The organism is Bacillus sp. FSL M8-0277 (assembly GCF_037975305.1).
In the GTDB taxonomy this organism is placed as follows: domain Bacteria; phylum Bacillota; class Bacilli; order Bacillales; family Bacillaceae; genus Bacillus; species Bacillus pumilus.
In genome coordinates this window covers 2,557,577-2,572,268 of record NZ_CP150255.1, presented here as the reverse complement: position 1 = coordinate 2,572,268, position 14,692 = coordinate 2,557,577, and the positions used below count along the sequence as shown (strand labels likewise).

15 protein-coding genes and 1 other annotated feature are annotated in these 14,692 nt (G+C 41.9%); of the genes, 13 read left to right on the top strand and 2 right to left on the bottom strand.

The genetic code is table 11. The features are described from left to right. Positions 1-4: 4 nt before the first annotated feature. From ytxC to MKZ05_RS12945, 3 genes are all read left to right on the top strand, one after another. Positions 5-874, top strand: a complete 870-nt coding sequence (gene ytxC, locus MKZ05_RS12955; RefSeq protein WP_050943599.1) for a putative sporulation protein YtxC — start codon at positions 5-7, stop codon at positions 872-874. Positions 875-1,211: 337 nt separating this feature from the next. Beyond that, positions 1,212-3,152: a threonine--tRNA ligase gene (thrS, locus tag MKZ05_RS12950; RefSeq protein ID WP_050943600.1), complete on the top strand. Its 1,941-nt coding sequence runs from the start codon at positions 1,212-1,214 to the stop codon at positions 3,150-3,152. Between the two features lie 170 nt (positions 3,153-3,322). Beyond that, entirely contained in the window at positions 3,323-4,243 is a 921-nt protein-coding gene (locus MKZ05_RS12945; RefSeq protein ID WP_137055316.1) for a methyl-accepting chemotaxis protein, read from the top strand. A gap of 57 nt (positions 4,244-4,300) precedes the next feature. Here MKZ05_RS12945 and MKZ05_RS12940 read toward each other — a convergent pair whose 3' ends face one another. Further along, entirely contained in the window at positions 4,301-5,080 is a 780-nt protein-coding gene (locus tag MKZ05_RS12940; protein WP_113387222.1) for an HAD family hydrolase, read from the bottom strand. Positions 5,081-5,255: 175 nt separating this feature from the next. Here MKZ05_RS12940 and MKZ05_RS12935 point away from each other — a divergent pair, with 175 nt between their 5' ends. From MKZ05_RS12935 to MKZ05_RS12900, 8 genes are all read left to right on the top strand, one after another. Beyond that, positions 5,256-7,013, top strand: a complete 1,758-nt coding sequence (locus tag MKZ05_RS12935) for a sensor histidine kinase (protein ID WP_050943603.1) — start codon at positions 5,256-5,258, stop codon at positions 7,011-7,013. Next, positions 7,010-7,747, top strand: a complete 738-nt coding sequence (locus tag MKZ05_RS12930; protein WP_044139936.1) for a LytTR family transcriptional regulator DNA-binding domain-containing protein — start codon at positions 7,010-7,012, stop codon at positions 7,745-7,747. The genes MKZ05_RS12935 and MKZ05_RS12930 overlap by 4 nt, the downstream gene beginning before the upstream one ends. A gap of 137 nt (positions 7,748-7,884) precedes the next feature. After that, positions 7,885-8,328, top strand: coding sequence for an antiholin-like murein hydrolase modulator LrgA (gene lrgA, locus MKZ05_RS12925; RefSeq protein WP_003216712.1), 444 nt, complete (start codon positions 7,885-7,887; stop codon positions 8,326-8,328). 14 nt (positions 8,329-8,342) lie between these two features. After that, positions 8,343-9,038 (top strand): antiholin-like protein LrgB, encoded by a 696-nt coding sequence (gene lrgB, locus MKZ05_RS12920; protein WP_170966027.1) that lies wholly within the window; start codon positions 8,343-8,345, stop codon positions 9,036-9,038. A 129-nt stretch (positions 9,039-9,167) separates the two neighbouring features. Continuing rightward, positions 9,168-9,299: a sequence feature (ribosomal protein L20 leader region), on the top strand. Positions 9,300-9,370: 71 nt separating this feature from the next. After that, positions 9,371-9,886 (top strand): translation initiation factor IF-3, encoded by a 516-nt coding sequence (gene infC, locus MKZ05_RS12915; protein WP_034620611.1) that lies wholly within the window; start codon positions 9,371-9,373, stop codon positions 9,884-9,886. Between the two features lie 24 nt (positions 9,887-9,910). Next, the gene (rpmI, locus tag MKZ05_RS12910; RefSeq protein ID WP_003216324.1) at positions 9,911-10,111 is read left to right on the top strand and encodes a 50S ribosomal protein L35; all 201 of its coding nucleotides are present in this window, start codon (positions 9,911-9,913) and stop codon (positions 10,109-10,111) included. A gap of 31 nt (positions 10,112-10,142) precedes the next feature. Continuing rightward, the gene (gene rplT, locus MKZ05_RS12905; RefSeq protein WP_003216409.1) at positions 10,143-10,502 is read left to right on the top strand and encodes a 50S ribosomal protein L20; all 360 of its coding nucleotides are present in this window, start codon (positions 10,143-10,145) and stop codon (positions 10,500-10,502) included. Positions 10,503-10,565: 63 nt separating this feature from the next. Beyond that, on the top strand, positions 10,566-10,832 hold the full coding sequence (locus tag MKZ05_RS12900; RefSeq protein ID WP_003216616.1) for a DUF1294 domain-containing protein: 267 nt from the start codon (positions 10,566-10,568) through the stop codon (positions 10,830-10,832). Positions 10,833-10,849: 17 nt separating this feature from the next. Here MKZ05_RS12900 and MKZ05_RS12895 read toward each other — a convergent pair whose 3' ends face one another. Continuing rightward, on the bottom strand, positions 10,850-11,254 hold the full coding sequence (locus MKZ05_RS12895) for a hypothetical protein (RefSeq protein ID WP_003216690.1): 405 nt from the start codon (positions 11,252-11,254) through the stop codon (positions 10,850-10,852). A gap of 179 nt (positions 11,255-11,433) precedes the next feature. Between MKZ05_RS12895 and MKZ05_RS12890 the strand changes: the two genes are divergently transcribed. Further along, the gene (locus tag MKZ05_RS12890) at positions 11,434-12,522 is read left to right on the top strand and encodes a M42 family metallopeptidase (RefSeq protein ID WP_050943605.1); all 1,089 of its coding nucleotides are present in this window, start codon (positions 11,434-11,436) and stop codon (positions 12,520-12,522) included. Between the two features lie 352 nt (positions 12,523-12,874). Next, on the top strand, positions 12,875-14,671 hold the full coding sequence (gene cstA / locus MKZ05_RS12885; RefSeq protein ID WP_050943606.1) for a carbon starvation protein CstA: 1,797 nt from the start codon (positions 12,875-12,877) through the stop codon (positions 14,669-14,671). Positions 14,672-14,692: the final 21 nt, after the last annotated feature.

Below are 14,692 nucleotides of genomic sequence, written 5' to 3'. Positions count from 1 at the left end.
AAACATGCTTGAAATAATCTTTGAAGATGAATATGACACCGCCGCTTTTTTACATCTTGCTGAACACTTGGACAGTCGGCATCACATGTCAATTCAACAAGGGAAAGACCGGCTTCTCATAGAGGCGAAGGAATCAAAGGAAGGACTTGAGTCCATTGTGCGGCCATTACTGGTTCACTTTTTTTTGGAATGCAAAGAAAATGAGCGCATGCGCAGCATTCTTGAAAACACGTATCTATTTAAAGATCCTGAAGAGCAGCACCAAATTCTTTCAATTGCCCACAGCATCATGAACGGGGATTTAGATGATATTCCCGGCATTCATCAAGAACCGTCAAGAGAAGCCCTGTTAACAAAGGAGCTCGAGACGATTTCTTTACAGCAAGGTATTTTTTCAATTGGTTCATTTATGACATTCAGACTGTCAGAGTATGACAGGAGGCTGAAGAACTATGTTGAAGTCTCCATTGAAGAATACAAAATGGAACAAGAATATCAAAACTTCATTCAATCGCTTCGAGACTATGTGATGGCAAAAGAACCGAAGCTCGAAAAAGTACATGTTGTGCATCAGGATCGCCTGATGATTTGGGAATTTCGGTACGCTTCTGAGCGTGATCAAAAACAATACATAGACAGACAGTTTGTAAGAGAGCATCCAATGTATATTGATTCGCAGCTGATTGCACCACTCGTATCCATAGCGCCCAAAAAGATTGACCTGTTTACAAATGATACAGGTCACTCGATGGTACAGACCATTCAAAATATTTTTCAAGAAAGGGTCGAGGTATTCCCGGCTCATTCATTTCAAGAACACAATGTTCAATTTGTCCATGACCATTTGGAACAGAAAAGTGAAAAGCTTTCTTGATTTTCACGAAAAAACGTTTTATAATACGGTGTAACTTCATACAAAGACCGTATTGATAAGGACATGAACAAATGAACACCCGCTTAAAGAGAGGGAAGCCGCGGCTGAAAGCTTCCTAGCAGAGGACCATTTGCTTTACCACCTTTGAACATCAGCTGTGAACGTTTTAGTAATGGCTGACGGGAATTCCCGTTATCGAACCACAAGCCGTGTTTGCTTATGAAAAAGTAAGCTGCAAATACGGGAAAAAGGGTGGAACCACGATTCCGTTTTATTCAACCTCGTCCCTTTCCAGGGGGCGGGGTTTTTATATTGCCAAAAAAAGGAGTGACCAGAGATGTCAGAACAAATTCAACTTACATTTCCAGATGGAGCAGTCAAGGAGTTTGACAACACAGCTACAACAGAAGACATCGCGGCATCAATTAGCCCAGGCCTAAAGAAAAAAGCGCTTGCCGGTAAATTGAACGGCAAAGAAATAGATCTGCGTACGCCGCTACTAGAAAGTGGAACAATTGAGATCATCACAGATAAAAGTGATGAAGCACTCGACATTATGCGCCACAGCACAGCTCATTTGCTAGCACAGGCAATCAAACGCCTGTATGGAAAAGAGCATCACGTTCAGTTTGGCGTAGGTCCTGTGATTGAAAATGGCTTCTACTACGATGTGGACATCGATGTTGCCATCACACCGGAAGATTTACCAAAGATTGAAAAAGAAATGAAAAAAATCATTAACAGCAATCTGCCAATCGAGCGAATTGAAGTATCAAGAGAAGAAGCGAAAAAACGCTTTGAAGCGATTGGTGATCAATTAAAGCTTGAGCTGTTAGAGGCGATTCCAGAAGGTGAAGCTGTCACGATTTATGAGCAGGGTGAATTCTTTGACCTCTGCCGCGGCATTCACTTGCCATCAACAGGGAAAATCAAAGAGTTTAAGCTGTTAAGCCTTGCAGGTGCATACTGGAGAGGTGACAGCAACAATCAAATGCTTCAGCGTATTTACGGTACAGCTTTCTTCAGCAAAGATGATCTAAATGAGCATCTACGCCTGCTTGAAGAAGCGAAAGAACGCGATCACCGTAAACTAGGAAAAGAGCTGAAACTGTTTGCGAACTCTCAAAAGGTAGGTCAAGGTCTACCGCTTTGGCTGCCAAAAGGCGCAACGATCCGCCGCGTTATTGAGCGTTACATTGTCGATAAAGAAGTACGCCTTGGTTATGAGCATGTGTATACACCAGTTCTTGCAAATGTTGAATTGTATAAAACATCAGGGCACTGGGCGCATTATCAAGAAGACATGTTCCCTGTGATGGAAATGGACAATGAAGATCTTGTTCTTCGTCCGATGAACTGTCCTCACCATATGATGATTTACAAAAACGAGCCGCATAGCTATCGCGAATTGCCAATTCGTATTGCAGAGCTTGGTACAATGCACCGTTATGAAATGTCAGGTGCTTTATCCGGCCTTCAGCGTGTTCGCGGTATGACATTAAACGATGCCCATATCTTTGTACGTCCAGATCAAATCAAAGACGAATTCATTCGTACAGTTCGCCTAATTGAAGAAGTGTATCAAGACTTTGGCTTGAATGACTACACATTCCGCTTATCTTACCGTGATCCAGAAGATACTGAGAAGTATTTCGACGATGATGCCATGTGGAATAAAGCGCAATCGATGCTAAAGGATGCAATGGACGAGCTTGGTCATGACTATTATGAGGCAGAAGGCGAAGCGGCATTTTATGGTCCGAAGCTTGACGTTCAAGTGAAGACAGCTCTTGGAAAAGAAGAGACACTGTCTACTGTACAGCTTGATTTCTTACTTCCAGAGCGCTTCGATCTCACATATATCGGAGAAGATGGCAAGCACCATCGTCCAGTCGTGATTCATAGAGGTGTTGTTTCTACAATGGAGCGTTTTGTTGCCTTCTTAATTGAAGAATACAAAGGAGCCCTACCAACTTGGCTGGCACCTGTACAATTCCAAGTCATCCCGGTTTCACCTTCTGTCCATTTAGACTATGCGAAAAAAGTACAAGAACGTTTGCAGCTTGAAGGTCTTCGTGTAGAGCTTGACAGCCGTGATGAAAAAATCGGATACAAAATTAGAGAAGCGCAAATGCAAAAGATTCCGTACATGCTAGTCGTCGGAGATCAAGAAGCAGAAAATGGCGCAGTCAATGTAAGAAAATACGGAGAGCAAGATTCAGAAACAATGGATCTTGAAGCCTTTGTGAAACATGCAGTAGCAGAAGCGAAAAAATAATCTTTTTCAAGCGAAGCAGTCAGTGATCTTTCTCCTTAGATCACTGGCTTTTTCTTTTTGGGAAAAATTCTCCACTAGTGATCCAGTCCCTTGAATGATACGTTTAGATAGTATGAAAGTATGGGTAAGTATGTACTATTGGTTCGAGTTAAATTGGGGGTATGAAAGCGATGATGAAAACAACAAACACTTTATCATCACAAGTATTGGAGCGATCAGCAGTACTTCGTGCATTGGAACACTCACTGGCGATGATTGAATTTGATGTGACAGGTGAAGTGCTATGGGTCAATGATATTTTTGCAAAAGCCATGGGATATTCAAAGCAAGAGATGATTGGTTTAAAACATAGACAGTTTTGTCCTCCTCATATTGCAGAACACGCAAGCTATCAAATGTTTTGGAAGCGTTTGAAAGAGGGGCAAGTCTTTCAGGAAAAGGTGCAGCGGACGACGAAGAATGGTGACAATTTATGGCTTGAAGCGACATATACACCTGTCCGCAATGAAGAGGAACGCGTAGTGGGTGTTGTGAAAGTCGCAACAGACATAACAGAAAGAGAAAGCACGATGAAACAGGTCGTAGGCGATTTAAAGGACATGTCTGCGAAATTAATGGAGCGAGCAGAAGTGGGCATCCAGCATAGTCAAAGAGTCAATGTCTCCTTTGATCATATAGCAAACGAAACAGATCAAAATATGAGCTTACTAGAAGGATTAACAGAGCAGGTAGAGTCCATCAGCTCCATCGCTACAACGATTAACAGCATTTCCTCACAAACCCAGCTCCTTGCATTAAATGCGGCGATCGAAGCAGCCCATGCAGGTTCCTATGGAAATGGCTTTAGTGTAGTGGCGGCAGAAATTCGAAAGCTTGCAACTGATTCAAAAGAAGCGATCGTCAAAGTAGATCAATATGTAAAGGCGATTCATGCGGAAGTAGAGAAGGTCAGCAGCGGAACGAGCCGGGCCAAGACAACGGTGTTTACAAATCGCGATCTTGTAAAGCAGGCAAGCGAGGAATTTATGAATGTAGGAGAAGCAGCCCGCAGCTTAGACAAGCAAGCGCAAAGTCTAGCGGGAATTGTGTAGTTTGAGCACACAAAAAACACCCAATCTCGTTAGGAGAAGGGTGTTTTCTCGTTTGTTCTATTTTAATATATCAAACAATTCATGTAAGTCTTTGATTTCATAATCTGGCGTTACATCTGTTTCGTTCTTTTTGCCATGTCGATTGATCCAAACGGTTTGAATCCCGGCTCGAGATGCCCCAAGAATATCTGTTTTTGGATTATCTCCCACCATGATCACATCGTCTTTTGTTAGATTTAACAGCTGAAGGCAGTGCTCAAAGATGCCAGGGTCAGGTTTGCCTTTCCCGTAATCTCCTGAAATGACAATTTCATTAAAATAAGGTGCAAGCTCAGGAACACCTGCCAGTTTTTCCTTTTGAAGACTAGGATCTCCGTTTGTTAAAAGGAGCAATTCATAGCTGCCTTTCAGACGGTCTAAAACAGGGTACGTTTCTTCATAGACAAATGGGCGTTTTCTCCGCTCTGCTGCAAAGAAATCAGCCAAATATTGTCCAAATGCCTTATCGTCAATTCCTGCTTCTTTTAAGCCATTGGTCCAAGCGTTCTTGCGATACTCTGGTGCAAGGGCATTCAATTTTTGAAAGCCTTCGCTAATCGGTTCACTAAAATTGGACCACAGTCCTTCGAAAGGATTAATTCCGATCATGACAGTATAATCATATGTTTCATAGGACGAATACAGCTTTCTTGCTTCTTCACGTACAATTTGTTCAAATGTTTCTGGATTCAGTCCATATTTCTTTTCCGCTTCGCGGCATGTTTCCTGAAAAGTGGTGTGAATGCTTTTTTCATCCCAAAGCAAAGTATCATCTAAATCGAAAAATACGGCTTTCATGATCTTCTCCCTTGTTATGTATATGTTACCTTCAATTGCAAGTGACGGCTCAAGTTCATTTTACAATAGAAGATGAGGGCAATAAAGAAAAGATTTGAGAGATATTTGAACATTGACCGCACATGATAGAATAGAAAGACAGTAAATAATACATACATCAATTGAGGTGGCAGGTTTGCTTCATTTAATTATTATGATGATCGAGCGTGTTGGGATCATCGTTATTTTAGGGTTTGTGCTTGCCCATGTGAAGGGCTTTCGCAATCTATTGCTTCATAATGAAGGGTTTCGAAAAAAGGCAGTCCTTGTCTTTATTTTTGCTTCTTTTAGTATTATCAGCAATTACACAGGAATTGAAATCCAGCAGCAGATGGTCATGAATCATGAGTTTTCCTATCATCTCGGCTCGTCAAGCTCAATTGCCAATACGAGAATCATGGGAATCGAAATGGGCGGATTAATAGGAGGGCCGTTTGTTGGCATTGGCGCAGGGCTTTTAGCTGGGATTCATCGCTATTCATTAGGAGGAAGCACGGCACTTAGCTGTGCGATTTCTTCGATTTTAGCCGGTGTGATTGCAGGCTATGTCGGCAGCAGGTTTAAGCGGAAGAATCGAATGGTGACACCTCGCCAAGCCGCACTTTTTGGTGTGGCAATGGAATCCTTGCAGATGATCATTATCCTTCTATTTGCAAAGCCATTTGCTGAAGCTTGGGGGCTTGTGAGTATTATTGCCCTGCCGATGATTTTTGTGAATGGAATTGGTAGCTTTATCTTTTTATCGATTTTACAGTCAGTCATTCGGCAAGAAGAGCAGGCAAAGGCAATGCAGACACACCGTGTATTTTCAATCGCCGATCAAACGCTGCCTTTCTTCCGCCAAGGGTTAAATGAACAGTCATGTAAAAGCGTGGCGGAGATCATTCATCGATTAACAGAGACGGATGCGGTCTCCTTAACCGATACAGAAAAGATTTTAGCGCATGTTGGAGATGGGACGGATCATCATATTCCATCGAAAAGCCTCATTACAGGACTGTCGAAACAAGTATTAATGAGCGGCAAAATTATGAAGGCACATTCGAAAGATGAAATCAATTGTTCAGTCACCCATTGCCCGCTTCAAGCGGCGATTGTGCTGCCCCTCACCTCCAATGGTCAAACGATCGGAACGTTAAAAATGTATTTCAATTCTCCGGTCGGATTAAGCAGGGTAGAGGAGGAACTTGCAGAAGGCTTGGCGATGCTGTTTTCCACACAGCTTGAGCTTGGGGAGGCAGAAACCCAAAGCCGTCTGCTAAAAGATGCAGAGATCAAAGCGCTTCAAGCGCAAGTGAATCCGCACTTTTTATTTAACGCCATTAATACCATCTCTGTCTTGTGCAGAACGAACGTAGAGATGGCTAGAAAGCTGCTGCTTCAGCTGAGTATATATTTTCGATCCAATTTGCAAGGCGCCCGCCAGCTGCTCATTCCACTTCATAAAGAAATTCAGCATGTAGAAGCCTATTTGTCACTTGAACAAGCAAGGTTTCCAAATAAATACCACGTGACCTTTCAAATTGAAAAGGAGCTAGAGCAGGTGATGATTCCGCCATTTGTGCTTCAGGTGCTTGTTGAAAATGCAGTGAGACACGCATTTCCTAAACATCAAACGAGCTGTGAAGTCATCGTATCTGCTGTGATGAAAGATGGGCATGTCAATATGAAAGTGACGGATAATGGACAGGGAATCGAGAATGACAAGATGGCTCAGTTATTAAAAGCGCCTGTTGAATCCAAAGAAGGAACAGGTACGGCTCTTTTTAATTTAGATCAGCGGTTAAGAGGGATTTTTGGCAGACAAGCCGCTCTATCTATTCATAGCGGCCAAGGCACTGACATCTCATTTCGCATTCCAATGGACTATGTAAAAGAGGATGATTTTCGTTGATAAATGTATTAATCGTAGATGATGAAGTGTTAGCAAGAGACGAATTAAAATACTTATTACGCAGAACGAAAGAGGATGTTCAAATAGAGGAAGCAGAAAATATAGAATCAGCTTTTGACCGGATGGTGGATCATAAGCCGGACCTGCTCTTTTTAGACATTGATTTATCTGGTGAAAATGGATTTGATATTGCCAAAAGGCTCAACCGGATGTCTGATCCGCCAGCAATTGTATTTGCGACAGCCTTTGATCAGTATGCGCTGAAGGCGTTTGAGGTCAGTGCGCTCGATTATTTAACAAAACCATTTGATGAAGAACGGCTTTTGCAAACGATCCAAAAGTTTAAAAAGTGGAAATCTGTTGAGACGCAAGACCACCAGCTATCAGATGAGAAAATTCCCCATCAGCAAAAATTAGCCATCTCAGTCGATGATTCAATTGTCATTCTGCAAGTAGAAGAGATCATGTATGTAGGGCTTAGTGAGGGGAAAAAGGTTGTGAAAACAAAGGATCACATGTATGAGGTCACAGAACCGCTTGTGGTCATTGAAAAGAAACTCCCTGAGGCTTACTTTATGAGGGTTCATCGAAGTTATATCGTGAACACCTCTCATATGAAAGAAGTACAGCCGTGGTTTAATTCGACGTATAATCTGCATATGACAGACGGGTCGATTATTCCTGTCAGCCGCACTTACGCCAAAGAACTAAAGAAGTCGCTCCTGCTAGAGTAGGACGGCTTTTTTTATTTGTATTTCAATACTCGTTTTCTGCATTTCATTCATTGAATCCGGCGAGTTTGATTGTAAACGCTTCATTCGTTTATTTCATGCCGTATACTGAGGGCAGTCGAAGAAAGAGGTGAAGGGGCATGAGTGCCACTAAAGTATATGGATTTCTATCTCAAGCATTTATCTTTGCAACTGTAATGTTCGTTTCTAATCTCATTTCAATGTATTTACCAATTCCGATGCCTGCATCTGTGATCGGTCTGGTTCTATTATTTGTTTTGCTGACAACGAAAATCGTCAAACTGGAGCAAGTGGAGCAATTAGGTACATCATTGACAGGGCTCATTAGCTTTCTATTTGTTCCCTCTGGTATCTCGGTTATTCAATCATTAGGTGTCATGCAAGAAGTAGGTGTGCAAGTCGTCGGTGTCATTATCATTGCAACGATTATGTTACTAGCAGCGACAGGGCTATTCACGCAGCTTCTCATGCAATTATCAGACAAACCACAGAAACGTAAAGAGACAAAGGAGAGCAAATCGACTCCTTCTCATTCTAATAAACCAGCTTCAAGTACGCATTAAAGGAGAGATGCAGGATGGGTACAAGTACGATGAGTCCTTATTTTGGTATAGTCGTCTCATTGGTCGCCTTTGGAATCGGTACATTCTTATTTAAAAAATCAAAAGGCTTCTTCTTATTTACACCACTTTTTGTCGCCATGGTGTTAGGTATTTTATTTTTGAAAATTGGCGGTTTTTCCTATGCAGATTATAATGAGGGCGGCAAGATTATCAAGTTTTTCTTAGAGCCTGCGACGATTGCTTTCGCTATTCCGCTTTATAAGCAGCGCGCATTGCTTAAAAAATATTGGTGGCAGATTTTATCCGCTATTTTTGTAGGATCACTTTGCTCCATTACAATTGTGTATGTCGTAGCAAAAGGCATTCATCTTGATGCGGCTGTAATGAAAAGTATGCTCCCGCAGGCAGCGACGACAGCGATTGCTCTTCCGATTGCAAAGGATATTGGCGGAATTGCAGATATCACAGCCTTTGCGGTCATATTTAATGCAGTCATTGTGTATGCACTAGGTGCTTTCTTCTTAAAATGGTTTCGAATTAAAAATCCAGTGGCAAAAGGGCTTGCACTCGGTACATCAGGACATGCACTTGGCGTCTCTGTTGGGATTGAGATGGGTGAAGTGGAAGCGGCCATGGCAAGTATTGCTGTTGTGGTCGTAGGAGTTGTGACTGTCATTGTCATCCCAATCTTTATGCAATTCATTCTTTGATGACGTGATTGTTTTGAAAAAGCCTTGCCCAATTCGTTTAATCATGCTAAAATGAAAAAGTTGTTTCAAGAGTTCGGTTACTTGACGGACAAATGAAAATTGTGTAGAATAATTAACGAATTGAATAGATATCACAAGCAGAAGCACCCGCTTCTCACCTGATTGACACGTGTTTGTAGTTGACAGGTTGACCGTACATTTATTTTTTCATGCAAATGTTCGCAGTGTGGGTGTTTTATATGCCCACACTTTTTGTTTGCCTGTAAAACATACAACGAAATGGTCAAAATGAATTGTGAACTCAATTCAAAATCTCATGGAGGTGGCTCACTATTAGCAAAGATCAATTAGTTAATGAAGGTATTCGTGCGCGTGAAGTTCGTTTGATCGGACAAAATGGCGATCAGCTGGGGATTAAAACCCGCCAGGAAGCTCTGGAAATTGCTACGAAAGCCAATCTTGACCTTGTGTTAGTTGCTGCAAATGCAAAACCACCTGTTTGCCGAATCATGGACTATGGTAAGTTCCGATTCGAACAGCAGAAGAAGGATAAAGAGGCACGTAAGAATCAAAAAATCATTAGCTTAAAAGAAGTTCGGTTGAGCCCGACAATTGATGAACATGATTTTAACACGAAGCTCCGTAATGCAATCAAATTCCTTGAAAAGGGCGATAAAGTGAAAGCTTCTATCCGCTTTAAAGGGCGTGCGATTACGCATAAAGAAATCGGACAGCGCGTGTTAGACCGTTTCTCTGAAGCTTGCGCTGAAGTAGCAACAGTAGAAACAAAACCTAAGATGGACGGACGTAGCATGTTCCTCATGCTTGCACCAAAAGTCGAAAAGTAAAGTAACAGAGGGAGGAAATATCCAATGCCAAAAATGAAAACTCACCGCGGATCTGCTAAACGTTTCAAAAAAACAGGTTCTGGTAAACTTAAACGTTCTCATGCGTACACAAGTCACCTGTTCGCTAACAAATCTACAAAGCAAAAACGTAAATTGCGTAAGAGCGCAATCGTAAGTGCTGGAGATTTCAAACGTATCAAACAACAACTTGCAAACATCAAGTAATTTGGAATAGGAATCATAGGAGGGAATTACAATGCCAAGAGTAAAAGGCGGAACTGTGTCGCGTCAGCGTCGTAAAAAGGTTCTTAAATTAGCAAAAGGTTATTTCGGTTCAAAACATAGATTATACAAAGTAGCAAACCAACAGGTGATGAAATCTGGAAACTACGCTTTCCGTGACCGTCGTCAGAAAAAACGTGACTTCCGTAAACTATGGATCACTCGTATCAATGCTGCAGCTCGTATGAACGGTCTTTCTTACAGCCGTTTAATGCATGGCCTAAAGCTTTCTGGTATCGAAGTAAACCGCAAAATGCTTGCTGACCTTGCTGTGAATGACCTAAGTGCATTCAATCAGCTTGCTGATGCTGCAAAAGCACAACTAGACAAGTAAGTCATATGAAAGATCATTCCGTCGAGGGGTGATCTTTTTTGCTCATCATGTGAGGTGAAATGAATGAATATCGCGTTGATTGTGCTGCTGATCTTGGTAAATGGCTATGGTTTCTTTCTCATGGGAGAGGACAAACGCCGGGCAAAAGCGCATAAATGGAGAATTTCAGAGGCGCACTTATGGAGTGCTGCCGTGCTTTTTGGGGCTGCTGGATCGTATCTAGGGATGCAGTATTTCCGTCATAAAACAAAGCATCCTGCCTTTCAAATTGGCATGCCAGTGTTAATCATGGTGCAGTTGATCATATTAGGATATATCAAGTTCATCTGAAAAAGGAGCAGACGCCATCAAGACGGCGTGTCTGCTCCTTTTTTTTGTTTGATTTTTTTAATGGGCTGATCCCAATCAATTTTTGTTTGAGGATAACGTTCGATAATGTTTTCCTCCAATTTTTCAAAGTCTTCTAATGTAAATTCACTTAGCTTCTCAGGTGACTCCGTCCAAACGTAAATGGAGTGGACAAATAGAGGATGATCCTTAGAAGGAACATGCTTCTCCCCTTCAAACAAGACACCTTTATAGACGAAATTAAAATTTTTACGTGCATTTTGTTGTTCGTCCATAAAATAAAAGCCTTCTTTTAATTGTGCTTGTTTCAGCTTTCTTCTCGGATTTGAGAAGAATTTTACCGCCATGTAGAAGATGTAGACAAGCAGTGCAACAAGAGCTAGTCTAATGAGGATTACAAACATGACAGGATGCACCTCCAATACCGTTATCTGATGTACTACGAATGAAAAGGCCAAAAGGTTTCAACTTTTTTTAAAAAAATATTTCGGAAAACGAAAAAATATTCATAAAAAGATCGTATTGAACGAAAAAGGTTTTGTATAATAAGAATGCACCATGAAGATAAAGGAGGATATATGGAATGACAAAGCTAGATCAAACATTAACTATGCTGAAAGACCTAACGGATGCAAAAGGGATTCCAGGAAATGAACGTGATGTCAAAAAAGTCATGCAGACATACATAGAATCATATGCAGATGAAGTCTCTAGTGACCGCCTTGGCAGCTTAATTGCTAAGAAGGAAGGAAACGCAAACGGACCTAAAATTATGCTTGCTGGTCACTTAGATGAAGTAGGATTCATGGTGACAAAAATTGATGACAAAGGCTACATTCGCTTCCAAACTGTCGGCGGATGGTGGTCGCAGGTCATGCTCGCGCAGCGTGTGACGATTGTAACGAAAAAGGGAGACATAACAGGTGTGATTGGCTCAAAGCCGCCGCACGTCTTGTCACCTGAAGCTCGAAAAAAATCGATTGAGATTACAGATATGTTTATTGATATCGGTGCATCAAGCAAAGAACAGGCAATGGAGTGGGGCGTTCTGCCTGGAGATCAAATCGTCCCTTATTTTGAGTTTACAGTGATGAATGATGAAAAAATGCTCCTTGCAAAAGCATGGGACAACCGTATCGGCTGTGCAGTTGCGATTGATGTCATGAAGAACTTACACAATACTCAGCATGAGAATATTGCTTACAGTGTTGCAACTGTACAAGAGGAAGTTGGCCTGCGTGGTGCCAAAACAGCAGCGGCTACAATCCAGCCTGATATTGGATTTGCCATTGATGTTGGTGTAGCAGGAGACACACCGGGCATTACTGAAAAAGAAGCAACAAGCAAACTTGGCAAAGGACCAACGATTGTTGTATTTGATGCTTCTATGGTATCTCATAAAGGGCTTCGGGATTTTGTTGTCCAAACAGCGGATGAATTGAACATTCCGTACCAATATGACTCTATGCCTGGCGGCGGGACAGATGCTGGCGGTATCCATTTAACAGGTCATGGTGTGCCATCACTATCGATCGGGATACCAAGTAGATATATCCATACCCATGCAGCAATGATTCACCGAGATGATTATGAAAATGCAGTGAAGCTTTTAACAGAAGTGATCAAAAGACTTGATCAAAAAACGGTTGAGCAGATCACGTACGGTTCTTAAGTAAGAAAGCCTTTCCTCAGTATAGGGGAAGGGCTTTTTTTATTTCATTGAATTTCCCAGGAAATGAACTGTCATTTTAAGTTACGCCAAAAGAACTGTTTTTGAGAGAAGAAGAAAAAATATTCTAGTGAATAAGGCACATGTGATCTGGCTTTTATTTTTGTAAGATGAAAGCAATAAAAAGGACAGAGCCTAAAGAATGCCCTGTCAAAAGAGAGTTTATGGAAGTAGGTGAAGCTACCTTAAGAATAAACACATTATTCTTATTTGTCAACTTGGTTTTAAAGGAAAGAAAAATCAATCAATTTATGTTATATTTGTAACAAATTGTTTGTGCAAAGGGGATGGTTAAATGAATGCGGTTACAATTGTCATAGCATCTATGTGTATTTTAGCGATTGCCTATCGTCTTTATGGCACATTTATGATGGTCAAGGTCTTAAAGGTGACAGACGATCATCCTACACCGGCTCACACATTAGAGGACGGGAAGGATTATGTGCCAACCAATAAATGGGTCACATTTGGGCATCACTTTGCTGCGATTGCAGCTGCAGGTCCGTTAGTGGGTCCGATTTTAGCCGCGCAATTTGGGTATTTACCGGGTCTTCTTTGGCTGTTAATTGGCGCAGTGATAGGCGGAGCTGTACATGATCTTGTCGTCTTATTTGCGTCAATGCGAAAAAAGGGGAAATCGTTATCAGAGGTAGCGAAGGAAGAGCTAGGACCTGTCGCAGGATTTTGTACAGGGCTTGCGATGCTGTTTATCATTACGATCACAATGGCAGGACTGTCTATGGTTGTGCTTCATGCGTTAGAACGTAACCCTTGGGGGACATTTGCAGTTGGAATCACGATTCCAATTGCGATGGGGGTTGGTCTTTATTATAAAAAGACAGGCAATTTAAAACTAGCCACAACTGCGGGATTTATCTTGCTGATGGTTGGTGTATTCCTTGGGCCGAATATTCAAGGAACGGCACTTGGCGATCTTTTAACACTTGATACAAAAACACTTGCTCTTGCCTTGCCGATCTATGCTTTTTTTGCTGCGGCATTGCCGGTTTGGCTGCTGCTCGCACCGAGGGACTATTTAAGCAGCTTTATGAAAATAGGTGTTTTTATCGCATTGATTGCTGGAATCTTTGTCGTCAATCCAACGATTCAATTCCCAGCCTTTACGGAGTTTGTGAATGGAGGAGGTCCTGTTTTAGCTGGTCCTGTCTGGCCTTTTATTTCAATAACCATTGCTTGCGGTGCCATATCTGGTTTCCACGCATTTGTTGGATCTGGGACAACACCTAAAATGCTTGACCGCTGGAGTGATATGAAGCCTGTCGCTTTTGGCGCAATGCTAGTAGAATGTCTAGTTGGAATTATGGCGTTAATTGCCGCTACCGCTCTTCATCCAGGCGATTATTTTGCGATAAACAGTACGCCAGAAGTGTTCAGAACACTCGGGATGAGTGTCGAGAACCTTCCGCAGTTGAGTAAGGAAATTGGTCTTGATTTAGAAGGAAGAACGGGTGGAGCTGTGACATTAGCTGTAGGGATGGCGTATATCTTTACGGGAATTCCGTTCTTTGGTCATTTGGCGTCTTATTTTTTCCAATTCGTCATTATGTTTGAGGCCGTCTTTATTTTAACCGCTATTGATGCAGGGACACGTGTGGCACGATATTTGATTCAAGACTTCTTTGGCGAAGCTTATAAACCGCTTAAACGAAATGACTGGGTCCCTGGGTCGGTGTTCGCAAGTGCGCTTGCTTGTTTTATGTGGGGGTACTTGCTTTACTCTGGAGACATCGGGTCCATTTGGGCACTGTTTGGGGTATCAAACCAGTTAATGGCATCGGTCGGTCTCATCATAGGAGCAACCGTTGTCTTAAAAATTGCAGATAAAAGGCGATATATGCTGACTTGTTTAATTCCACTTGCTTACTTATATGTGACAGTGAATTATGCGGGCTATTGGATGGTAGCAAATGTATACCTTAATCCCGAGGCAGCAGGTTACAGCGTGCTGAATGCTGTGCTGTCAATCATTATGCTGATCTTAGGATTTGTGATTATTGTGTTTGCGATTAAAAAATGGGTCGACATTTGGCGTGATCCAGCGCTTCGGATGGAAACACCGATCACTGGCTAAATGAAAAAGCCGGTTTGCTAT

What these genes read in the sequence shown, in the direction of transcription:
- MKZ05_RS12940 (WP_113387222.1), bottom strand. Translation starts at nt 5,080, where the DNA reads ATGAAAGCCGTATTTTTCGATTTAGATGATACTTTGCTTTGGGATGAA.
- rpmI (WP_003216324.1), top strand. Translation starts at nt 9,911, where the DNA reads ATGCCAAAAATGAAAACTCACCGCGGATCTGCTAAACGTTTCAAAAAA.
- MKZ05_RS12900 (WP_003216616.1), top strand. Translation starts at nt 10,566, where the DNA reads ATGAATATCGCGTTGATTGTGCTGCTGATCTTGGTAAATGGCTATGGT.
- MKZ05_RS12895 (WP_003216690.1), bottom strand. Translation starts at nt 11,254, where the DNA reads ATGTTTGTAATCCTCATTAGACTAGCTCTTGTTGCACTGCTTGTCTAC.
- MKZ05_RS12890 (WP_050943605.1), top strand. Translation starts at nt 11,434, where the DNA reads ATGACAAAGCTAGATCAAACATTAACTATGCTGAAAGACCTAACGGAT.
- MKZ05_RS12945 (WP_137055316.1), top strand. Translation starts at nt 3,323, where the DNA reads ATGATGAAAACAACAAACACTTTATCATCACAAGTATTGGAGCGATCA.
- ytxC (WP_050943599.1), top strand. Translation starts at nt 5, where the DNA reads ATGCTTGAAATAATCTTTGAAGATGAATATGACACCGCCGCTTTTTTA.
- lrgB (WP_170966027.1), top strand. Translation starts at nt 8,343, where the DNA reads ATGGGTACAAGTACGATGAGTCCTTATTTTGGTATAGTCGTCTCATTG.
- thrS (WP_050943600.1), top strand. Translation starts at nt 1,212, where the DNA reads ATGTCAGAACAAATTCAACTTACATTTCCAGATGGAGCAGTCAAGGAG.
- lrgA (WP_003216712.1), top strand. Translation starts at nt 7,885, where the DNA reads ATGAGTGCCACTAAAGTATATGGATTTCTATCTCAAGCATTTATCTTT.
- cstA (WP_050943606.1), top strand. Translation starts at nt 12,875, where the DNA reads ATGAATGCGGTTACAATTGTCATAGCATCTATGTGTATTTTAGCGATT.
- rplT (WP_003216409.1), top strand. Translation starts at nt 10,143, where the DNA reads ATGCCAAGAGTAAAAGGCGGAACTGTGTCGCGTCAGCGTCGTAAAAAG.